The following is a 19,301-nucleotide window of genomic DNA, read 5'->3' on the forward strand; positions in this document are numbered from 1 at the left end:
GGGGGAGGCGGCGGAGGAACGTCGGTCTCATCTTCGTCATCCCCATGGCCTGGTGCTTGCATCTGGGGTGCCTCCTCCACCCGATATATGCCCAGTTCCACACGCAGCGGCGCACCGTCACCCAACTCCACTGCCAGCTTGAGCTCGACACTCGCTTGCGCCTTCCCCAGCACGCACTTCAGCTCCTCGGGCGAGGCATAGCGCAGCGACGCATCGCTGCCGATGGTTGCCAGCAACTTGATCGTATCGGTCATGTTGTTCCCCTTGCCTCCATGTTCGGGCGACACCGGCGTGCCGTGCCGTCCTGCTTCAGGCCGCTGTGGCGGCCCGTCCCCTCGCATCCAGCGCTTGCAGCCGCTCCAGCATGGCACGGTTCGGCTGCAAGGCCGCGGCCGGCGGCAGTACCACGGTTTCCTCGGCGGTCACCGATGCCTCGGCCAGCTCGCGCAAGGTCATGTGCCGGATGCGCGGTCGCTCGATGGGCAAGGTGGCACCACGGTAGACGATGACCTCGTGGCTTGGCGGGTAGTCCTGCTCCAGCCGCTCCACCAGCAGGGCGCGATACGAGGGGCCGTCGTCGAATCGCCCCACGGAGCGGTTGCCGACCACCCCCACCTGCCACAGCACCAGGTAGCCCGCGGGGTCGATGCGCCGCTCGCAGTACAGCAGCTGGCTGGCTTCGAAGTGCTGGCAGCCGTAACGGCCGGGGTCAAAGCCGAGGTCGGCGTAGAGGCAGTCCTCGGCGGAAATGCCCGGTTCCATGTGCGCCTCGTAGCCTTCCGCGCGCGCCTGTTCGATCACCTTGTGCGGCGACCAGGCGAAGATGCCGGGGTGGCCGTAGAACACGCCGCAGACCCGCTTGCCGGCGCGCAGCTCGGCCATCATCAGCGCCACCCATTCGCGGTAGGTCTTGATGCGCGGCTTGCCCTCGGCGTAATTGGGCTGCAGGCTGCGCACGTCCAGGTGCATGCGCTTCAACCACTCTTCCGCGATGGCGTCGGAAAGCGCCGCGAACACCACGTCCGCCTGCTCGATATGGCTGCGCGCCAGCGGGGTGAGGTGGGAGCCCAGGGTCATGCCCAGGCCCACGCAGCTCAGGCTGCCGCGGCGGGTTTCGTGCAGGGATGGCAAGGCGGTCGGTGGCATCGCGCGATGATAGGGCAAGTCCGGGTGGCGCCAGCGTCCGGTGAACGAAATTTTCCTTCACGCTCGCGGCACCGAATGCACGCGCCGTGCCAATCCATGCCTAAAGGCACGGTTGCGCGCTGCCCCGGCTCGCTAGGCTTGGAGCTTTTCCCCCGCGAGGAATGACCCGTGCGCAAGCCGCTGCAGACGAGCTTGCTGGCAGCCCTGCTGCTGGCCGGTTTCCACCATCCGGCGCTGGCCGCCGACAACAAGCCGCCCGCCGCGGCGGAGGCGCCGGGCGCCAGTGACGGCTTCCAGCTGCCACCCTTCCCCGCCGACGCGCACGTCGCCCAGTCCACCTCGGCGGACGGCCGCACGCTGAAGTACACCGCCACGGTGGGCTCGCTGCCGGTGCGCGACGAGAAGGGCAAGGTGATCGCGCAGGTGATGTTCACGGCCTACACCATGCCCGGCAAGAACCGTCCAGTGACCTTCGCGCTGAACGGCGGCCCCGGCGCCTCGTCGGTTTACCTCAACCTCGGCGCGATCGGTCCGAAGAAGGTGAAGTTCGGCGTGGAGGGCGACAACCCCTCCGACCCGGCCGTGCTGCACGACAACCCCGGCACCTGGCTGGGCTTCACCGACCTGGTGTTTATCGACCCGGTGGGCACCGGCTTCAGCCGCGCGCTGGTGGATGACAAGGAAGCGACCAAGCAGTTCTACAGCACCGACAGCGACATCCAGTACCTGTCGCGCATCGTCTACGACTGGCTGGTGAAGAACGGCCGCATGGAGTCGCGCAAGTACCTGGTGGGCGAAAGCTACGGCGGCTTCCGCGGCCCGCGCATCACCGACTACCTGCAGACCCAGCTCGGCGTGGCGATGAACGGCGTGGTGCTGCTGTCGCCCTACCTCGACCCGGCGGCGTCGGACGACGAGAACGTCTCGCCGCTGCCGTGGATGCTCACCCTGCCGTCCATCGCCGCCGCCCACCTGGAGCGCGAGCACAAGCTCACGGCCGAAGCGATGCAGCCGATCATCGACTACACCCGCACCACCTACGCCACCACGCTGATGGAGGGCCGCAGCAACCCGGCCGCCACCGCGGCGATGATCAAGAAGGTGACCGAGCTGACCGGACTCGATCCGCTGTTCGTGAAACGCTCCGGCGGTCGGCTGGAAACCCAGGCCTACCTGCGCGAGGTGTACCGCGCCGAGGGCAAGGTCGGCAGCCGCTACGACTCCAACGTCACCGCCTGGGACCCGTTCCCCTACGCGCCGCACCAGCGCTCGGGCGACCCCATCCTCAACGGCATCATCGCCCCCACCACCACGGCGATGGTGAACTTCGTCACCCGGACCGTGGGCTGGAAATACGACGGTCGCTACAACGCGCTGAGCTACGAGGTGAACCGGCTGTGGCACGAGGACGACGACGCGCGCCTCGGCTCGACCAAGCAGTTGCGCGAGGCGGTGGCGAACGATCCGGGCCTGCGCGTGCTGATTGCCCACGGCTGGGACGACCTCTCCTGCCCGTTCATGGCCTCGGTGCTGATCGTCGACCAGATGCCGGCGATGGGCGACCCGACTCGCGTGCAGGTGAAGGAATACCCCGGCGGCCACATGTTCTACGCCCGCCCGGACAGCCAGGCCGACCTGCTGCGCGACGTGAAGTCGCTGTACGGCGTGCAGTGAGCCTTTCTCCCCTCCCCCGCCCGCGGGGGAGGGGCAAGGGGGGAGAGAGCCGCTTTTCCTTCACCTCTCGTGCTGCCCGGCTGGCCGATGATTGCGCACGGTGCCCCCGCGACGCACCATTGCGATGCGATCCGCCACATCCGCTGATGAGGTGTTCCCCATGAAATCCGCCCTGACCGGCCTGTTCGCGCTGTCGTTCGTGCTTGCCGCGAACGCCGCAGCCGCCCAGACGAAATCCAAAGCCCCTGCCTACACCCCGCTGCGCCCGGTCGCCGACTGCCTGCGCACCGACCGCATCAACGAGTGGCACATCGTGGACCCGCGCACCGTCACGGTGCGTACCGGCCCCGACCGCTACCTGGTGAAACTGCAGGTCGCCTGCCCCAGGCTCAGCTACGGGCCGCCCACCCTGCTGTTCCACTCCAATCCGGCGAACCAGGCGGTGATCCCGTTCAGCATCTGCGGCGAAGCCGGCGAATCGGTGCGCGCGCTGCACCAGCCACCTTGCCCGATCCAGTCGGTGCGCAAGATCGACAAGGCCGAATTCGACAAGCTCAGCGCGCACGCCAGCCGCAGCGGCAGCGGCGCGGACCAACCCACCCAGCCCTGAACCCGTTGCTCCACCGAACGAAAAAGCCCGGCCAGTGGCCGGGCTTTTTCGTGGGAGCGGTGTCGATGATCAGTCGCCGTCGTAACCGTCGTCGCGCACATAGCGCGTCGGACCGTCGTCGTACACCACCGTGCGGGTGACCACGCGACGCGTCACCACCGGTGCGTCTTCGTAGACCACCGTGGGCGGCCCATAGACCACCGGGGCCGGTCCGTAATACACCGGTCGCGGCGCCAGCGCATCGCTGACCACGCCAGCCACCACACCGGTGACGATCGCGCCGGCGATCCAACGGCCGCCGCTCCAGTAGCCGCCGCCATGACGGTAGTAACCGCCGTGATAGCCGCCGCGGCCCCAACCGCCGTCGTGCCAGCCGTGATGGCCCCAACCGCCACCATGGCCCCAGCCATCGTGATCGTGCGCAGAGGCGCTCAGCGGCATCGCCACCGCGGCGGCCACGGCCAGACCGATCGCCATCCACTTGCCGACATTGCGCTTGGACATGACAGAAACCTCCGTTGATTGCGGGATGGATGCTGGGCCCGATGCGCTTAATCCGCACTGAAGGATTGGCCTAAGCAAAACCTCAGCGCTTGATTCGTGAACCGGCCCACGGATCGACCTCGGCGGCACCACGCGGCCTGAGCAACCAGCAGCCGTGGATGTCGGCGCGGCGGGCGAAGTCGAACGGGATGCTGGCCGCGCTCCAGTCCTCGATGTCGAAGCGTTCCGCCAGCGCCGCCTCGTCCAGCTTGAAGCGGCGGAAGTTGTTGGAGAACACGATCACGCCGTCGTTCGCCAGGCGTTCACCGCAAGCGTCCAGCAACGCCGCGTGGTCGCGCTGCACGTCGAAGTCGTCGGCACGCTTGGAATTGGAAAACGTCGGCGGGTCGACGTAGATCAGCCCGTAGTGCGCGCGGTCCTGGCGCAGGAAGCTCAGCGCGTCCGCCTGCATCAGCCGGTGCTTCGCGCCAGTGAAGCCGTTCAGCGCGAGGTTGCGCGAGGCCCAGTCGAGATACGTCGCGGAGAGGTCGACGCTGGTGGTGTCCTTCGCACCACCTGCCGCCGCGTACACGCTGGCGGTGGCGGTGTAGGCGAACAGGTTGAGGAAGCGCTTGTTCGGCGCCAGCTCGCGCAGCTTCGCGCGTACCAGGCGGTGGTCGAGGAACAGGCCGGTGTCGAGGTAGTCGGTGAGGTTGACCAGGAACTTCAACTCGCCCTCGTCCACCTCGATGAACTCGCCGCGCTGGTCGAACTGGCCGTACTTGGAGCCGCCCTTGCCGCGCTCGCGGGTCTTCAGCGCGATGCGCTCGCGCGGCACCGCGAACACCTCGCCGGCCACGCGGGCGATTTCGCGCAGGCGGATGCGCGTGGTCTCGGCGGGCACTTCGGCCGGCGCGCGATATTCCTGCACGTGGAGCCACGGTGCCTCGTCCTTGTGCGCGTAGACGTCGATCGCGGCGGCGTATTCGGGCAAGTCCTGGTCGTAGGCGCGGAAGCAGGCGATGCCTTCGCGCGCGAGCCGCTTGCGCAGGTGCTTGAGGTTCTTCTCCAGCCGGTTCTTCAGCATCTGCGCGCCGGTGGAGAGCGGCTTCGGCTCGCGTGGCGCCGCGTCGCGCGCGCGGATCTCGAAGGTCAGCAACTGGGTTTCCAGCGCGCCGTTGTAGAGCACGTATTTTTTCTCCGCGTGCAGGCCCAGCGCGCGGCCCAGCTCCGCGTCGCCCGCCAGCACGGCGGCGCGCCAGCCGGGGAACTGCGTGCGCAGGCGCTCGCCCAGCGCGTGGTACAGCACGGGCATCTGCGCGCGCTCGCCCAGCCGCTCGCCGTAGGGCGGATTGGTGATGACCAGGCCGCGTTCCACGCCAGCCGGCGGCTCGGCGTGCGCCACGTCGCGCTTCTCCAGCGTGAGGAAGCCGGCCACGCCGGCCTCCTGCGCATTGCGCTTGGCGGTCTGCACCATGCGCGGATCGGCGTCCGAACCGAAGAAGCAGCTGCGCAATGACTTCAGGCCGGCCTCGGCGCGTTGCCGCGCCTCGTCCAGCAGGCCGCGCCACAGCGCGAGATCGTGCTGCTGCCAGCCGAGGAAGCCGTAGTAGTCGCGGCGCCAGCCCGGCGCCACGTCCGCGGCCATCAGCGCGGCCTCGATCAGCAAGGTGCCGGAGCCGCACATCGGGTCGAGCAAGGCGCCACCTTGCGCGTAGACTTCCGGCCAGTGCGCGCGCAGCAGCATCGCGGCGGCGAGGTTCTCCTTCAGCGGCGCCTCGCCCTGCAGCTCGCGCCAGCCGCGGCGGTGCAGCGGGCTGCCGGCGAGATCCAGCGACAGCGTGGCGCGGTCGCGCTTCAGGCGCAGGTTGAGGCGCACGTCGGGCTCGTCGGTGTCCACGCCGGGGCGGGTGCCGCCCTGCTGGCGGAACTGGTCGACCACGGCGTCCTTCACCCGCTGCGCGATGAACTGGCTGTGGGTGAGCTTGCTCAGCGCGGTATGCGCATCCACCGCCAGGGTGGCGTGCGCGGCGAGGTGCGTCGACCAGTCGATCGCCTGCACGCCAGCGTACAAGGCATCGTCCGTCGCCGCATCGAACTCGGCCAGCGGCAGCAGGATGCGGCTGGCCAGGCGCGACCACAGGCAGGCGCGATAGGCGGTTGTCAGCGGGCCCTCGAAATGCACGCCGGCCAGCGCCTCGCGCACCTCCGTCGCGCCGAGCTGCACGAGTTCGTCGCGCAGCAGGTATTCCATGCCCTTGGGGCAGGTGGCAAACCAGCGGCTCATGCCAGTGCTCCCAGCAGGATGCCGAACTGCGCGGCGATCGTGTCCATGCTGGCCAGCAGCCGATGGTCGTCGTCCAGCAGCAGCAGGGGCAGCCGGCGACGCGCGGCGAAGTCCTGCACGCCTTCCACCGGACACAGCTCGTCGCGCCAGCCGTGGATCAGCAGCGTGGGCACGTTGGCCCGAAGCTCGAGCGCCTGCGCGCAGCCGGGGACCGCCGGCGGCGTGGCGAGCAGGAACAGCGCCGCGACCGGCACTTCCAGCGAGGCCAGCGCGGAGGCGAATGCGCCCATGCTGGAACCCACCAGCACCGGCGGCGCCTCGCATGCGGCGATGACCTCGCACAGTTGCGCCACGCGCGGCGCCACCGCCGCGGCGTAACCGCGGCCGTCGTGCGCGCGGAAGTCCGGCCGCTGCGTGCGCCAGCCCATCGCCTCGGCCCAGTCGGCCAGCGCGCTGATCTTGGTGGCGCCCGGACCGGAATCCGAACCGTGCGAAAGGATGATCTGGCCGCGCATGGCGGTCTCCGGTACGGGCTGCAAGGCGCCCATGATAACCGGCCACCGTGCGAGACTTCGCGCATGCCGACCATCCATGACCAGCTCCTGCCCTACGCGGCGAAACTGCCCGAGCGCCCCGCCTCCGCGGTAACCCTGGTGGTGATCCACTGCACCGAGCTGCCCGACCTCGCGACGGCCCGCGAGTACGGCGAAAAGGTGCTGTACGACAGCGGCGCCGGCAACGGCGGCCACTACTACGTCGACCGCGACGGCACCACGTACCGCTACGTGCCCGGCACCCGCGTGGCGCACCACGTGCGCGGCTGGAACCCGCAGTCCATCGGCATCGAACTGGTGAACACCGGCCGCTACCCCGACTGGTTCGACTCGCGCCGGCAGACCATGACCGAGCCCTACCCTGCCGCGCAGATCGATGCCCTGCGCGCGCTGCTGGCGCAACTACGCGAGGAATTCCCGGGCCTGCACGACATCGCCGGCCACGAGGACCTGGACACCGCCCGGGTGGCGGCCAGCGACGACCCCGCGCGAACCGTGCCGCGCAAGCTCGATCCCGGCCCGCTGTTTCCGTGGGACGCCATCGTTCCCGCCTGCGGCCTGGAGCGGCTTCGCCAGACTGCGCCGAACTCGCCCCGGCTCGCGCCGCATGCCTGAGTTCACCGTCCAGCCGCTGCTGCAGTCGGCCACTGTCTCGGCGCACGACGTGCATTGCCGTGGCGAGTGCCGCCATCGCAGTGCCGAGGAATGCGCAAGCGCGACCCAGCTCGTATTTCCCTACCGCGGCCTGTTCCTGCGCCACGTGGGCAGCACGCAGTCGGTGGCCGACGCCAACCATGTGCTGTTCTTCAACGCCGGCCAGGGCTATCAGGTCAGCCATCCCGCGACCGGCGGCGACGCCTGCCTGTCGCTGTCGATCTCGCAGCCGCTGCTGCGCGAACTGGCGCCGGCCGAGCTGCTGCAGCGGCGCGACATCCCCGTGTTCCACGGCCAGTCGCTGCGCATCGACGAACGCGCCCAGGTACTGGTGGCGCTGCTGCGCCACAGCCTGCACAACGGCGCCATCGAGCCACTGGAGGCCGAGAGCCTGGCCTTGACCCTGGTGTGCCGCAGCCTCGGCCCGCGCACCACCCACGCGCCCGGCGCCACCCACGCACGGCAACGGCTGGTGGACCGGGCCAAGCTGCTGCTGGCCAGCGACCTCACCCGGCGCTGGACGCTGGCGGAGATCGCGGCGGAAGTCGGCGGCTCGCCGGTCTACCTCACCCAGGCCTTCCAGCAGGTCGAGGGCTTGCCGCTGTACCGCTACCACCTGCGGCTGCGGCTGGCGCGCGCGCTGGACCTGGTGGCCGACTGTGAAGATGTCGCCGCGCTGGCGCTGGACCTGGGCTTCTCCAGCCACAGCCACTTCAGCGCCGCGTTCCGCCAGGCCTATGGGCGCACGCCCAGCGAGTTCCGCCAGGCTACGCTGGCCCCGGGCGCCGCGAAGAGCTAAAGATCCTGACAGCCGCCAACGGCGGCCCATGGTCTCCTGTGCCTGCCCGATCACGGGCATCACCGGAGCACCACCATGCAAACGAAAGAAGCCACCTGCGCCGCCTGTGACTACCCGCTCGACGGCAACGCCATCGAGGTGACCATCGGCGGCCGCACCGTCGAGGTCTGTTGCGAGGAATGTGCGCAGAAGCTGCGCGAGGCGGCAGCACAGTCGTGAACGGCGAAATCCTTTTGCCCGCCGCACAACCCGCGGCGCCGGACCTTGGCCGGCGCCGCTTCCTCGCCCTGGCCACGGTCGCCTGCGCGACCGGCATCGCCGGCTGTGCCCGCTGGCCGCGCGCCGCCGCAACCGCAACCGCAGCAAGCGCCTCGGCGATGGATGCCGCGGCGTTCCACGCCGCACGCCGCTACACGCGCACCGCGTTCGGCGACATCGCCCACGTCGAGCGCGGCAGCGGGCCGGCGGCGCTGTTCCTGCACGGCTTCCCGCTCAACAGCTTCCAGTGGCGCGGCGCGCTGGCAAGGCTGGCTCCGTACCGGCGTTGCATCGCGCCGGACTTCCTCGGCCTGGGCTACACCCGGGTGGCCGAGGGGCAGTCGTGCGCACCCGCCGCGCAGGTGGCGATGCTGGTCGCCCTGCTCGACGCGCTGGGCATCGGGAGCGCCGACGTGGTCGCCAGCGACAGCGGCGGCGCGGCGGCGCAATTGCTGGTTGCCCACCACCCGGAGCGCGTGCGCAGCCTGCTGCTGGCCAACTGCGACACCGAGCAAGATTGTCCGCCGCCGGCCATGCTGCCGGTGATCGAGCTGGCCAAACAGGGGCGCTTCGTCGACGACTGGCTGGGCCACTGGTATCGCGACCACGCCCTGGCGCGCTCGGCCGCCGGCATCGGCGGCATGTGCTACGCCGATCCCGCGCATCCCACCGACGAGGCCATCGACACGTATTTCGCACCGTTGCTGGCATCGCAGCACAGCCGCGACCTGGCGCACGCCTACGCCATCGCGCTGGGGCACAACGCGCTGGCCGGCATCGGCTCCGCGCTGGCGCGCACCCGCATGCCGGTGCGCATCGTCTGGGGCGACGCCGACACGATCTTTGCCCCCGGCAACGCCGGCTTCCTCGACCGCGCTTTCGGCCACTCGCAGGGCGTGCGCCGGCTGCCCGACAGCAAGCTGTTCTGGCCCGAGGAACGTCCGGACGTGATCGCCGAAGAAGCACTCGAACTCTGGAGGGAACACGCATGAATGCCGCCCGCCCCGATCGCATCGCGGTATACGGCGCCTACGGCCACACCGGCCGCTTCGTGCTGCACGAACTGCGCCGCCGCGGCTTCGTGCCGGTGGCCTGCGGGCGAGACGCGGCGAAGCTGGCGGCGCTGGCCGAAGCCGCCGGCGTCGAAACCCGCGTCGCCGGCGTCGACGATCCCGCCGCGCTGGACGCCGCCTTCGCCGGCACTGCCGCCGTGCTGCTCTGCGCCGGACCCTTCATGGACACCTCGGCACCGGTGCTCGACGCAGCGCTGCGCGCGCGCATCCACTATCTCGACGTGGCGGCCGAGCAGCGCGCGGTGGCCGACACCCTCGCCCGCGACGCCGAGGCGCGGGCCGCGGGCGTGACCGTGCTGCCCGCGATGGCCTTCTACGGCGGCCTTGCCGACCTGCTGGCCAGCGCCGCGCTCGATGGCGCCACCGACGCAGACGCACTGGACATCGCCGTCGCGCTCGATGGCTGGCACCCCACGCGCGGCACCCGCATCACCGGCGAACGCAACCGGCATCCGCGCAGCTACATCGAGCACGGCCGCACGCTCCACCTGCCCGACCCGGCGCCGGTACGCACCACGGACTTCCCGGCGCCGTTCGGACGGCAGGAAACCGTGCTGCTCACGCTGTCCGAGGCGGTGCTGGTGCCGCACCACATCGCCTGCCGCAACCTGCACGCATGGATGAACCTGGCCCCGTTGCGCGACCTGCGCGATCCGGCCACGCCGGCGCCGGTCGCCACCGACGACAGCGGACGCTCCGCGCAGCGCTTCATGGTCGACGTGCGTGTGCGCCGTGGCGCGCACCAGGGCCGCGCCACGGCCAGCGGGCGCGACATCTATGCCGTCACCGCGCCGCTGCTGGCCGAGGCGCTGCAGCGCATCCTCGACGGCCGGGTCCGCGGCAGCGGGGCGCTGGCCGCCGGGCAGGCGTTCGACGCGCGCGATTTCCTGGCTGCGTTGACGCCTGCCGGCGTCGCGGTGGCACTGGAGGTCGCTAGCGGGGCAGAGCCGGCCGCGTCCGTCTCCTGACGCGGCCCCGGCGGGCGCCCCGGTATACTGGCCAATCCCCCGCCAAGGACCCGCCATGCGCGAAGCACATGTCAACGAACTGGTCGAGCTGCTGCAGCTCGAACGGCTGGAGGACAACCTGTTCCGCGGCCAGAGCCGCGACATCGGCACGCGCTTCGTGTTCGGTGGTCAGGTGCTGGGGCAGGCGCTGTCGGCGGCGCAGCGGACCGTCGACCCGTCGCGCGAGGCGCATTCGCTGCACGCCTATTTTCTGCGCGCGGGCGACATCGACGCACCGATCGTCTACAGCGTGGAGCGCGCCCGCGACGGCGGCTCGTTTTCGTCGCGCCGGGTGCTGGCGATCCAGCACGGCCAGCCCATCCTGAACGGCTCGATCTCGTTCCAGGTGCCGGAAAAGGGCTTCGAGCACCAGACCGCGATGCCGGAAGTGCCCGCGCCGGAAGACGTGGAGCCGATGCGCCCGCTGCCGCCGGAAGAGTTGGCCAAGCTGCCGGTGAAGCTGCAGCGCTGGCTGGGCATCGACGGCCCGTTCGAGTTCCGCCTGGTGTGGCCGCGCGACGAGATGCATCCGGTGAAGCGGCCGCCGATCCAGCACATCTGGTTCCGGCTCACCGCACCGGTCGCGGACTCGGCGGTGCTGCACCGCGCCCTGCTCGCCTATGCCTCGGATTTCCACCTGATCGGCACCGCCACGCTGCCGCATGGGATTTCCTACATGACCCACAACGTGCAGATGGCCAGCCTCGATCACGCGCTGTGGTTCCACCGCCCGTTCCGGGTGGACGAGTGGCTGCTGTACTCCTTCGACAGCCCCACCGCCCAGGGCGGTCGCGGCCTGGCACGCGGGCAGATCTTCAGCCGCGACGGCCGGCTGGTCGCCTCCACCGCGCAGGAAGGCCTGATCCGCCTGCGCGGCGAATAAGCAGGTACCGACATGCGCCAGATCTACACCTCGCCCCGCCCCGAAAACATCGACCGCGTGGTCGCCCTGATGGCCGAACACGGCATCGAGGCCACGGTGGAGAACCGCTCCAGCTGGCGCAAGCCCGGCCACCGCCGCTTCAGCTACCAGGAGCCGGACACCGACCGCAGCAACTGGGAGCAGGTGTGGATCGCCCGCGCCGACGACTACACCCGCGCCCGGGCCCTGCTGCGCGAGCTGGGCATCGAACCGGTGATCCGCCACGGCCAGGAGCTGGCCGAGGCACGCAATCCCTCGCCGCAGGCACGGCGCCGGAGCACGGTGACGCGGGTGCGCCGCATCATGCTGCTGGCCATCCTGGGCATCATCGCGGTGATGACGCTGCGTTATCTGCACGTGATCTGAGCACACGCAAGGGTTTGCGTCCCTGCGGCGTGCGCACGCCGCGACTCCAGCCTAGAATCGGGCCATGCGCTCCGAACACGTCCGCCTGTTCCAGACCCTGCCGCACGCCTGCGGCTACTTCGCCGAGCGCACGGCGCAGAACCTGGTGATCGATCCGGCCGCGCCGCAGCTGGACCGGCTGTACGGCCCGGCGCTGGAACGCGGCTTCCGCCGCGCCGGCGGGCACCTGTACTTCCCGCACTGCCCGGAATGTCGCGCCTGCACGCCCTGCCGCATCGACGCGCTGCACTTCGAGGCCGACCGTTCGCAGCGGCGCTGCCTGAAGCGCAATGCCGACCTGGTGGTGACCGAATGCCAGGCCGGCTACAACGCCGAGCGCCATGCCCTGTACGAAAACTACCTGCGCCGGCGCCACCCCGGCGGCGGCATGGACGAGGCCGACGCCAGCGACTTCCGCCGCTTCCTCACCGCGCCGTGGAGCCCCACCGTGTTCCTGGAATTCCGCCTGCGCGAGCGTCTGCTCGGCGTGGCGGTCACCGACGTCTGCCGCAGCGGCCTGTCGGCGGTCTACACCTTCTACGACCCCGGCGAGGAAGCACGCGGCCTCGGCACCTTCGCCATCCTCAAGCAGGTGGAACTGGCCCGTCGCCGCAACCTGCCCTGGGTGTACCTGGGCTTCTGGATCGAAGGGCATCCGAAGATGGACTACAAGCGGCGCTTCCGGCCGCTGCAGCTGCGCACGGCCGAGGGCTGGCAGGCGATGCCTTGACGTGGGGGCGCACCCCCGGATCAAGTCCGGGGCAGGCTCTGTGCGCGATTGTTCCTGCTTCGATCAAGCACCAGAGCCATCGGGCACAGAGCCTGCCCCGGACTTGATCCGGGGGTGCGCTCCTGCGGATTCAGGTCTTGCGTATTTCCGGATACGGAAACAGCTTCACCAGCGGCACCGAGATGCCGTCGTCGCCGACCACGCGGCAATGCGTGCGGTCGAGCTGGCGCGGGTCGTCGACGCCGCAACTGTGGGCGATGATGCCGACCTCGTGCATCACGTTGCGCGCGTAGTTCGCCACCTTCTCGCTCTTGTCGGTGACCACCAGGCCGCGCTGCAGTTTCGGATCCTGCGTGGTGATGCCGGTGGGGCAGGTGTTGCGGTTGCACTGCAGCGACTGGATGCAGCCCAGCGCCAGCATGAAGCCGCGCGCGGAGTTCACGAAGTCCGCACCTACCGACAGCGCCCACGCCACGTCGTAGGCAGTGATGCGCTTGCCAGAGCAGATCACCTTGATGCGCTCGCGCAGACCCTTGGCGATCAGCGTGTCGAGCAGCGCGGGCAGCGCCTCGTGCAGCGGCAGGCCCACGCCTTCCATCAGGGTCTGCGGCGCGGCGCCGGTGCCCCCTTCGGAGCCGTCCACGATGATGAAGTCCGGCGCGCTTTCGAGGCCGCGCTTGTGCACCTCGTCGCACAGCTCCTCGATCATGCGCATGTCGCCGAACACCGCCTTGAAGCCGGTGGGCTTGCCGGTGAGCTCGCGGATGTGATGGATGGCGTCCATCAGTTGCGCCACGTTCGCGATGTCGAGATGGCGGTTCGGGCTCTGCGAATCCTGTCCCTCCGGGATGCCGCGGATCGCGGCGATCTCGGCCGTCACCTTGGCCGCGGGCAGCAGGCCGCCCATGCCGGGCTTGGCGCCCTGGCCGAGCTTGATGCTGACCATCTTCACCTGCGGGTGCGCGCAGATCGCCGCAAGCTTGCCGTCGTCCAGCTTGCCGTCAGGCGTGCGCACACCGTACTTGGCGGTGCCGATCTCGAACACGATGTCGCAACCGCCTTCGAGGTGGTAGGGCGCCAGTCCACCTTCGCCGGTGTCCATCCAGATCCCGGCCTTCGCCGCGCCGTGCGACAGCGCACGCACTGCCGGCGCGCCCAGCGCGCCGAAGCTCATCGCGGAGATGTTGAAGAACGCGGCGTGATCGTAGGGTTTGCGCGCATGCGGGCCGATGCGCACCGGCTTCGGTTCCACGTGGTGGTCGCCCAGCGCGGGAAACGCCGCGTTGACGAAGAACGGCACCCCCTCGCCGCGCAGGTCGCGGGTGGAGCCGAACGCGTTGGTGTTCTCCGCGTTCTTCGCCGCGCGGTACACCCACACGCGCTGGGCGCGGTTGAACGGCAGTTCCTCGCGATCGCTGGAGAACAGGTACTGGCGGAAGAACTCGCCCAGGCGCAGGAAGCCGTAGCGGAAGTGGCCGATCACCGGGAAGTTGCGCAACACCGCGTTGGCGGTCTGGTTGCGATCCACCACCCACACCGCCGCGACCACCACCACGGCCATCGCCAGCAGCAGCAGGAACAGCGCCGCGAACGTTTCCACCAGCACCACCAGCCAATGCGCGAAACCCGTCGATTCCATGTGCGACTCCTGTGTGTTGCGTGGAAATGCCGTTCATTGTGCCCCTCCTCTCCTCTTTGGGGAGAGGATCGAGGTGAGGGGGCGGGGCTTGTGATGTCGCTGATCGAAGCGTGCTTCGATGAGGTGACGCCGCCAGTGCGGCCCCTCACCCCAGCCCTCTCCCCAAAGGGGAGAGGGAGGGAAGCGTTACAGCTCCACGCGCAACTGCGCCGACGCACGCACGGCCTTCGCGCGCGCCGCCTCGATGTCGGCGTCGCGCGCCAGCGTTACCGCCATGCGCCGGCGGCCCTTCACCTCGGGCTTGCCGAACAGGCGCAGCTGGGTATCCGGCTCGGCCAGCGCCGCCGCCACGCCGTGGTAGCGCGGCGCGCGGCCCTCGCCTTCCACCAGCACCGCGCACGAAGCCGAGGGGCCCAGCTGGCGGATCACGGGAATCGGCAGGCCGAGGATGGCCCGCGCATGCAGCGCGAATTCGGACAGGTCCTGCGAGATCTGGGTGACCAGGCCGGTGTCGTGCGGGCGCGGGCTGACCTCGGAGAAGATCACCGCATCGCCCTTGACGAAGAACTCCATGCCGAACACGCCCCAGCCGCCCAGCGCGTTCGACACCGCCGCGGCCTGGCGCTGCGCCTCGGCCAGCGCCTGGTCGCTCATGGCCTGCGGCTGCCACGACTCGCGGTAGTCGCCGTCCTCCTGGCGATGGCCGATCGGCGCGCAGAAACTGGTGCCGCCCTGGTGGCGCACGGTGAGCAGGGTGATCTCGTAGTCGAAATCGACGAAGCCTTCCACGATCACCCGCCCCTGCCCCGCGCGACCGCCGGACTGCGCATAGTCCCAGGCGTGCTGCAGCTCCGACTCCTTGCGCACGATGCTCTGGCCCTTGCCCGAGGAGCTCATCACCGGCTTGATCACGAACGGGTAGCCGATGTCGGCCACCGCGCGGCGGTAATCGGCTTCGTTGTCGCAGAAACGATAGGGCGAGGTGGGCAGTTCCAGTTCCTGCGCGGCCAGCCGGCGGATGCCCTCGCGATCCATCGTCAGCCACGCGGCGCGCGCGGTGGGGATCACGTGCAGGCCTTCGCGCTCCATCTCCACCAGGGTGGGCGTGTGGATCGCCTCGATCTCCGGCACCACCAGATCGGGATGCTCGGCCTCGATCACGCGGCGCAGCGCGACGCCGTCCAGCATGTCGATCACGTGGCTGCGATGCGCCACCTGCATCGCCGGCGCGTCGGCGTAGCGATCCACCGCGATCACCTCCACCGCGTAGCGCTGCAGCTCGATCGCCAGCTCCTTGCCGAGCTCGCCGGAACCCAGCAGCAGCACGCGCACGGCATGGTCGGAATGGGGCGTGCCGAAGGGTTTCATGGAGGTGCTCCGTCGTTGGGCGGGAGCGCATTGTAGGCGGTGCGCCGTGGCTGTCGCGTCGGCGCAAGATTTTGCTGCGCCGCGCATTGACGGCGCCCGCGCCGCGGCTTCCACTGGCCGCACCCGTCCCCGCGGAGCCGTCCCATGGGTCGTCCAAGCGCCTTGTTCCGGCTGGCGCTGTGCCTTGCCTGCGCGTTCGTCGCGCCGACCCGCGCGCAGGCTCCCGCCACCAGCGCGGCAAGCAGCCCGACAACCAGCCCGATAACCCGCGAAGACACCTGGATGAGCGTGCTGCTCGGTGGCCGCAAGATCGGCAGCCTGCACGTCGAGCGCCAGCGCGACGGGCAGGCGGTGACCACCACCCAGACGCTGTCCATCCTGCTGACCCGCAACGGCAAGAGCATCCCGCTGGGCAACACCATCCGCAGCGTGGAAACGCCGGATGGCCAGCCGCTGGGCTTCGGCGCGCGCACCACGATGTCGGCGATGGACAGCGTGGTCGAAGGCACGCGCCTGCCCGACGGCCGGTTCCGCGTCGACATCACCGTGGGCGGCGCGACGCGGCAGGAAATCATGGACTGGGCCGCCGGCGCCCTGCTCGCCGAGGGTCAGCGCCTTGCCATGCTGGACGCCAGCCGACAGCCCGGCCGGCACTACCGGCTGGCTATGTTCGACCCGGCCAGCCGGCAGGTGATGGACGTCGACACCGAGGTGCTCGGCGAGGAAACGGTGCAACTGCCGGGCGGCGCGGAACGACTGAGCCACCAGCGCCAGGTGCTGCGCCAGACGCGCGGCGAGCAGGTGCTGGACCTGTGGCTGGATGCGCAAGGCCGGGTGCGCAAGGGGCTGCTCGGCATGCTGGGCAGCCGCATGGAAATGCTGGCCTGCGACCGCGCCTGCGCGCAGGCGCCGGCACAGGGCGTGGACATGTTCCGCGCGGCGATGGTGGACTCGCCGCGCGCGCTGACGCCGAACCTGCGCACCACCTCGCTGCGCTACCGCGTGCACGTCGACGGCGATGCGACGCAGCCGTTCATCGATACCGACGAGCAACGCGTCATCGCACTCGGCCATGGCGACTGGCAGATCGACACCGGCGGCCCCCACCTGCACGGGCAACCACCGCCGCAGCCAGGCGACCTCGCGGCCAACGCCTGGCTGCAATCCGATGCCCCGCTGATCCGCGAGCTGACCGCCGCGGCGATCGGCGACGCCGGCACGCCCGTGCTGAAGATGCGCCGGCTGCGCAACTTCGTCAGCGGCTACATCACCCAGCACGGCCTCGACGTGGGTTACGCCTCGGCGCTGGAAGTGGCAAACAACCGCCAGGGCGATTGCACCGAATTCGCCGTGCTGCTGGCGGCGATGGCGCGCGCCGCAGGCGTGCCCGCGCGCGTGGTCACCGGCATGGTCTACACCGACCGCTACGGCAACGCCGCGCGCGTGTTCGTGCCGCACGCCTGGGTGCAGGCGTGGACGGGCAGGCGCTGGCAAAGCTACGACGCCGCGCTGCGGCACTTCGACAGCACCCACGTCGCGCTGGACAGCGGCGACGGCGACCCCTGGCACTTCTACGGCGTCACCGACCTGTTCGGCCGCCTGCGCATCGACAGCGTCAAGTCGGTCACCGAACTCTTCGACGCACCGATCGACAGCGCCCCCGCCTCGCCCGCGGGCACCGTCGGCAACGGCGTCGGTTCCAGCGGCGGCAACGGCTGATGCGGCGGCACGCCCGGCATGCCCGCTCAATGCGTGCCGGACATCGCCACCGTCAGCTGCGGCAAGCGGAGTTCGCTGCGCCTCCCGTCGTCGCCCACCACGTACAGGCGGCCGTCGCGCCGGGCCAGGGTGGCGATGTCGCCCACCGTGCGGGCGTCGAGCCGGTGCAGCAGGCGGCCGTCGGCCGCGTCGAACACGCTCAGCTGGTCGGCCTCGTCGTCGGCGGCCAGCAGCCAGTCGTGGCCGGCATCGTGCCAGCGCATCAATTGCCCCGAGCCCGGTGGCGGATGCGCCAGGCCGAAACCGCCCAGCACGATCGCCAGCAGGCCCGCCCACAGGCCGAGGGCAGGCCACCAGGAGCGCAGAGGTGAAGGGGCGACGGCAGGCATGCCGGCATGCTCGCGCCCCGGCATGACAGGCGCATGACGCCCGACCGGGCTACGCCCCGCGCCGGCGCAGCGAGAGCCCCAACGCGACCCAGCCGACCACGAAGGCCACGCCGCCGAACGGCGTGACGATGCCGGTCCAGCGCGGTGCGCCCAAGGCCAGCGCATACAGGCTGCCGCTGAACAGCACGATGCCGCATGCGAAGGCAATCACCGCACAACGACCCGCACGTCCCGCACCGAGTCCCACCACGAGCACCAGCGCCAGCGCATGCCATGCGTGGTATTCCACCGCGGTGTGCCACAGCTCGCGATGGGCGGGATCGAGCGCATTGCGCAAGGCATGCGCGCCGAACGCACCGAGCAATACCGCGCTGGCTCCGGCGATGCCGGCGAGCAGGCCGGCGCGTGATCGGGCAGTTTGTCGCAGCATGGCCGGACTCCGGTAACTGATGGTCGCGCAGCGTATGCTTGGGCGCTTGATGCCACGGATTCTCGCATGAAGTTCCCACGCCTCCTGCGTCTCGCCCTGCTCCTGCTGCCGCTGGCCGGCGCCCTGTTGCTCACTGCCTGCCATCGCGATGCGCCGCCGTTCAAGCTCACCAACATCAGCGGGCACATGCCGGACCTGCAATTCCAGCTCACCGACGACAACGGCAACGCGGTGAGCGCCGCGGATTACCGCGGCAAGGTGCTGCTGCTGTACTTCGGCTACACGCACTGCCCCGACGTCTGCCCGCTGACCCTGGCCCAGCTGCACGTGACGCTGCAGAAGCTGGGCAAGCCGGGCGACGACGTGCGCATCCTGTTCGTCAGCGTCGACCCCGCGCGCGACACACCGGCGGTGCTGCACGCCTATGTCAACGCCTTCGACAAGCGCGCAGTGGGCCTCACCGGCAGCCCCCGCGCGATCGAGGCGCTGAGCAAGCGCTACCGCTCGGCGTTCACCCGCGAGCCTTCCGGCAAGGACGGCAACTACGAGGTCACCCACAGCTCGGCGATCTACGTGTTCGACCGCGACGGCCGCGCCCGCGTGCTCTCCACGCCCGGCACGCCGCAGGACGACCTGGTGCACGACCTGCAGCTGCTGCTGGGCGCGGGGACTTCCGCATGAAGCGCGTCGTCCTGCCGCTGCTGTTCGCCGGCCTGCTCGGCACCGGCCTCGCGCATGCCGCTCCCGGGCATGTGACCGCGAGCCACGCCTGGATCCGCGTGCTGCCCGGCGATCTGCCTGCAGGTGCCTACGTGATCCTGCGCAACGACAGCGACCGCGCGGTCTCGCTGACCGGCGCCAGCAGCCCAGCCTATGGCGAGGCGATGCTGCACGAAAGCTCCAGTGCCGGCGGCATGAACCGCATGACCATGGTCGATGCGCTGGGCATTCCCGCCCACGGCACGCAGGCGCTCAAGCCGGGCGGCTACCACCTGATGCTGATGCACGCGAAACATCCCGTGCAGCCCGGCGATACGGTGCGCGTGGTGCTGGAATTCGGCGACGGTTCCACGCTGCCGGTGGATTTCACCGCACGGCCGGCGAACGCGCTGGACGACGGCCGTTGAACCTTTGCGATCGTCCCTGATCGCGAG

At 70.1% G+C, this 19,301-nt stretch carries 22 protein-coding genes; 13 read left to right on the forward strand and 9 right to left on the reverse strand.

Annotated features, from left to right (window positions below):
* Both B0E52_RS06560 and B0E52_RS06565 read right to left on the reverse strand, forming a co-directional pair.
* Positions 1-254: hypothetical protein (locus tag B0E52_RS06560; protein ID WP_077482811.1), on the reverse strand; the 254-nt coding region annotated here is incomplete at its 3' end.
* Between the two features lie 55 nt (positions 255-309).
* On the reverse strand, positions 310-1,131 hold the full coding sequence (locus tag B0E52_RS06565; protein WP_256363976.1) for an SAM-dependent methyltransferase: 822 nt from the start codon (positions 1,129-1,131) through the stop codon (positions 310-312).
* Positions 1,132-1,314: 183 nt separating this feature from the next.
* Between B0E52_RS06565 and B0E52_RS06570 the strand changes: the two genes are divergently transcribed.
* On the forward strand, positions 1,315-2,820 hold the full coding sequence (locus B0E52_RS06570; RefSeq protein WP_077482813.1) for a peptidase S10: 1,506 nt from the start codon (positions 1,315-1,317) through the stop codon (positions 2,818-2,820).
* Between the two features lie 160 nt (positions 2,821-2,980).
* Positions 2,981-3,430, forward strand: coding sequence for a DUF6491 family protein (locus B0E52_RS06575; RefSeq protein WP_077482815.1), 450 nt, complete (start codon positions 2,981-2,983; stop codon positions 3,428-3,430).
* 69 nt (positions 3,431-3,499) lie between these two features.
* On the opposite strand, the gene B0E52_RS06580 is transcribed toward B0E52_RS06575, so the two are convergent.
* The 3 genes from B0E52_RS06580 to B0E52_RS06590 form a co-directional block, all read right to left on the reverse strand.
* The gene (locus tag B0E52_RS06580; RefSeq protein WP_077482817.1) at positions 3,500-3,934 is read right to left on the reverse strand and encodes a hypothetical protein; all 435 of its coding nucleotides are present in this window, start codon (positions 3,932-3,934) and stop codon (positions 3,500-3,502) included.
* An 82-nt stretch (positions 3,935-4,016) separates the two neighbouring features.
* Positions 4,017-6,200 (reverse strand): bifunctional 23S rRNA (guanine(2069)-N(7))-methyltransferase RlmK/23S rRNA (guanine(2445)-N(2))-methyltransferase RlmL, encoded by a 2,184-nt coding sequence (gene rlmKL / locus B0E52_RS06585; protein ID WP_077482819.1) that lies wholly within the window; start codon positions 6,198-6,200, stop codon positions 4,017-4,019.
* Entirely contained in the window at positions 6,197-6,715 is a 519-nt protein-coding gene (locus B0E52_RS06590; RefSeq protein ID WP_077482965.1) for an alpha/beta fold hydrolase, read from the reverse strand. The genes rlmKL and B0E52_RS06590 overlap by 4 nt, the downstream gene beginning before the upstream one ends.
* A 63-nt stretch (positions 6,716-6,778) precedes the next feature.
* Between B0E52_RS06590 and B0E52_RS06595 the strand changes: the two genes are divergently transcribed.
* From B0E52_RS06595 to B0E52_RS06625, 8 genes are all read left to right on the forward strand, one after another.
* Entirely contained in the window at positions 6,779-7,369 is a 591-nt protein-coding gene (locus B0E52_RS06595; protein WP_077482821.1) for an N-acetylmuramoyl-L-alanine amidase, read from the forward strand.
* On the forward strand, positions 7,362-8,207 hold the full coding sequence (locus B0E52_RS06600; RefSeq protein WP_077482823.1) for an AraC family transcriptional regulator: 846 nt from the start codon (positions 7,362-7,364) through the stop codon (positions 8,205-8,207). Before B0E52_RS06595 ends, B0E52_RS06600 begins: the two co-directional genes overlap by 8 nt.
* Positions 8,208-8,282: 75 nt before the next feature.
* Positions 8,283-8,426, forward strand: a complete 144-nt coding sequence (locus B0E52_RS18525; RefSeq protein ID WP_168174145.1) for a hypothetical protein — start codon at positions 8,283-8,285, stop codon at positions 8,424-8,426.
* Positions 8,423-9,457, forward strand: a complete 1,035-nt coding sequence (locus B0E52_RS06605) for an alpha/beta hydrolase (RefSeq protein WP_254426728.1) — start codon at positions 8,423-8,425, stop codon at positions 9,455-9,457. The genes B0E52_RS18525 and B0E52_RS06605 overlap by 4 nt, the downstream gene beginning before the upstream one ends.
* Entirely contained in the window at positions 9,454-10,506 is a 1,053-nt protein-coding gene (locus B0E52_RS06610) for a saccharopine dehydrogenase NADP-binding domain-containing protein (RefSeq protein WP_077482826.1), read from the forward strand. The genes B0E52_RS06605 and B0E52_RS06610 overlap by 4 nt, the downstream gene beginning before the upstream one ends.
* A 55-nt stretch (positions 10,507-10,561) precedes the next feature.
* On the forward strand, positions 10,562-11,428 hold the full coding sequence (locus B0E52_RS06615) for an acyl-CoA thioesterase II (RefSeq protein WP_077482828.1): 867 nt from the start codon (positions 10,562-10,564) through the stop codon (positions 11,426-11,428).
* 12 nt (positions 11,429-11,440) lie between these two features.
* Positions 11,441-11,833 carry a hypothetical protein gene (locus tag B0E52_RS06620; protein ID WP_077482830.1) on the forward strand — a complete coding sequence of 131 codons (393 nt, stop codon included), beginning with the start codon at positions 11,441-11,443 and terminating at the stop codon, positions 11,831-11,833.
* A 64-nt stretch (positions 11,834-11,897) separates the two neighbouring features.
* Positions 11,898-12,602: an arginyltransferase gene (locus B0E52_RS06625; RefSeq protein WP_077482832.1), complete on the forward strand. Its 705-nt coding sequence runs from the start codon at positions 11,898-11,900 to the stop codon at positions 12,600-12,602.
* A 130-nt stretch (positions 12,603-12,732) separates the two neighbouring features.
* Here B0E52_RS06625 and B0E52_RS06630 read toward each other — a convergent pair whose 3' ends face one another.
* The gene (locus B0E52_RS06630; RefSeq protein WP_077482834.1) at positions 12,733-14,241 is read right to left on the reverse strand and encodes an FMN-binding glutamate synthase family protein; all 1,509 of its coding nucleotides are present in this window, start codon (positions 14,239-14,241) and stop codon (positions 12,733-12,735) included.
* 186 nt (positions 14,242-14,427) lie between these two features.
* Positions 14,428-15,609, reverse strand: coding sequence for a formate-dependent phosphoribosylglycinamide formyltransferase (gene purT, locus B0E52_RS06635; RefSeq protein ID WP_077482836.1), 1,182 nt, complete (start codon positions 15,607-15,609; stop codon positions 14,428-14,430).
* 144 nt (positions 15,610-15,753) lie between these two features.
* Between purT and B0E52_RS06640 the strand changes: the two genes are divergently transcribed.
* On the forward strand, positions 15,754-17,328 hold the full coding sequence (locus B0E52_RS06640; RefSeq protein ID WP_077482838.1) for a transglutaminase-like domain-containing protein: 1,575 nt from the start codon (positions 15,754-15,756) through the stop codon (positions 17,326-17,328).
* Between the two features lie 26 nt (positions 17,329-17,354).
* On the opposite strand, the gene B0E52_RS06645 is transcribed toward B0E52_RS06640, so the two are convergent.
* Complete coding sequence (locus tag B0E52_RS06645) at positions 17,355-17,717, reverse strand: hypothetical protein (protein WP_139351611.1); 363 nt, start codon at positions 17,715-17,717, stop codon at positions 17,355-17,357.
* 49 nt (positions 17,718-17,766) lie between these two features.
* Complete coding sequence (locus B0E52_RS06650; protein WP_077482966.1) at positions 17,767-18,144, reverse strand: DUF423 domain-containing protein; 378 nt, start codon at positions 18,142-18,144, stop codon at positions 17,767-17,769.
* A 69-nt stretch (positions 18,145-18,213) separates the two neighbouring features.
* Between B0E52_RS06650 and B0E52_RS06655 the strand changes: the two genes are divergently transcribed.
* Positions 18,214-18,828: an SCO family protein gene (locus B0E52_RS06655; protein ID WP_077482841.1), complete on the forward strand. Its 615-nt coding sequence runs from the start codon at positions 18,214-18,216 to the stop codon at positions 18,826-18,828.
* Entirely contained in the window at positions 18,825-19,274 is a 450-nt protein-coding gene (locus B0E52_RS06660) for a copper chaperone PCu(A)C (protein WP_077482843.1), read from the forward strand. The genes B0E52_RS06655 and B0E52_RS06660 overlap by 4 nt, the downstream gene beginning before the upstream one ends.
* The last annotated feature ends 27 nt before the right edge of the window (positions 19,275-19,301 follow it).

It is taken from the genome of Rhodanobacter sp. C06, assembly GCF_002001105.1.
Classification (GTDB): Bacteria; Pseudomonadota; Gammaproteobacteria; order Xanthomonadales; family Rhodanobacteraceae; genus Rhodanobacter_A.

What these genes read in the sequence shown, in the direction of transcription:
- B0E52_RS06575 (WP_077482815.1), top strand. Translation starts at nt 2,981, where the DNA reads ATGAAATCCGCCCTGACCGGCCTGTTCGCGCTGTCGTTCGTGCTTGCC.
- B0E52_RS06580 (WP_077482817.1), bottom strand. Translation starts at nt 3,934, where the DNA reads ATGTCCAAGCGCAATGTCGGCAAGTGGATGGCGATCGGTCTGGCCGTG.
- rlmKL (WP_077482819.1), bottom strand. Translation starts at nt 6,200, where the DNA reads ATGAGCCGCTGGTTTGCCACCTGCCCCAAGGGCATGGAATACCTGCTG.
- B0E52_RS06590 (WP_077482965.1), bottom strand. Translation starts at nt 6,715, where the DNA reads ATGCGCGGCCAGATCATCCTTTCGCACGGTTCGGATTCCGGTCCGGGC.
- B0E52_RS06595 (WP_077482821.1), top strand. Translation starts at nt 6,779, where the DNA reads ATGCCGACCATCCATGACCAGCTCCTGCCCTACGCGGCGAAACTGCCC.
- B0E52_RS06600 (WP_077482823.1), top strand. Translation starts at nt 7,362, where the DNA reads ATGCCTGAGTTCACCGTCCAGCCGCTGCTGCAGTCGGCCACTGTCTCG.
- B0E52_RS18525 (WP_168174145.1), top strand. Translation starts at nt 8,283, where the DNA reads ATGCAAACGAAAGAAGCCACCTGCGCCGCCTGTGACTACCCGCTCGAC.
- B0E52_RS06610 (WP_077482826.1), top strand. Translation starts at nt 9,454, where the DNA reads ATGAATGCCGCCCGCCCCGATCGCATCGCGGTATACGGCGCCTACGGC.
- B0E52_RS06615 (WP_077482828.1), top strand. Translation starts at nt 10,562, where the DNA reads ATGCGCGAAGCACATGTCAACGAACTGGTCGAGCTGCTGCAGCTCGAA.
- B0E52_RS06620 (WP_077482830.1), top strand. Translation starts at nt 11,441, where the DNA reads ATGCGCCAGATCTACACCTCGCCCCGCCCCGAAAACATCGACCGCGTG.
- B0E52_RS06625 (WP_077482832.1), top strand. Translation starts at nt 11,898, where the DNA reads ATGCGCTCCGAACACGTCCGCCTGTTCCAGACCCTGCCGCACGCCTGC.
- B0E52_RS06630 (WP_077482834.1), bottom strand. Translation starts at nt 14,241, where the DNA reads ATGGAATCGACGGGTTTCGCGCATTGGCTGGTGGTGCTGGTGGAAACG.
- purT (WP_077482836.1), bottom strand. Translation starts at nt 15,609, where the DNA reads ATGAAACCCTTCGGCACGCCCCATTCCGACCATGCCGTGCGCGTGCTG.
- B0E52_RS06640 (WP_077482838.1), top strand. Translation starts at nt 15,754, where the DNA reads ATGGGTCGTCCAAGCGCCTTGTTCCGGCTGGCGCTGTGCCTTGCCTGC.
- B0E52_RS06645 (WP_139351611.1), bottom strand. Translation starts at nt 17,717, where the DNA reads ATGCCTGCCGTCGCCCCTTCACCTCTGCGCTCCTGGTGGCCTGCCCTC.
- B0E52_RS06655 (WP_077482841.1), top strand. Translation starts at nt 18,214, where the DNA reads ATGAAGTTCCCACGCCTCCTGCGTCTCGCCCTGCTCCTGCTGCCGCTG.
- B0E52_RS06660 (WP_077482843.1), top strand. Translation starts at nt 18,825, where the DNA reads ATGAAGCGCGTCGTCCTGCCGCTGCTGTTCGCCGGCCTGCTCGGCACC.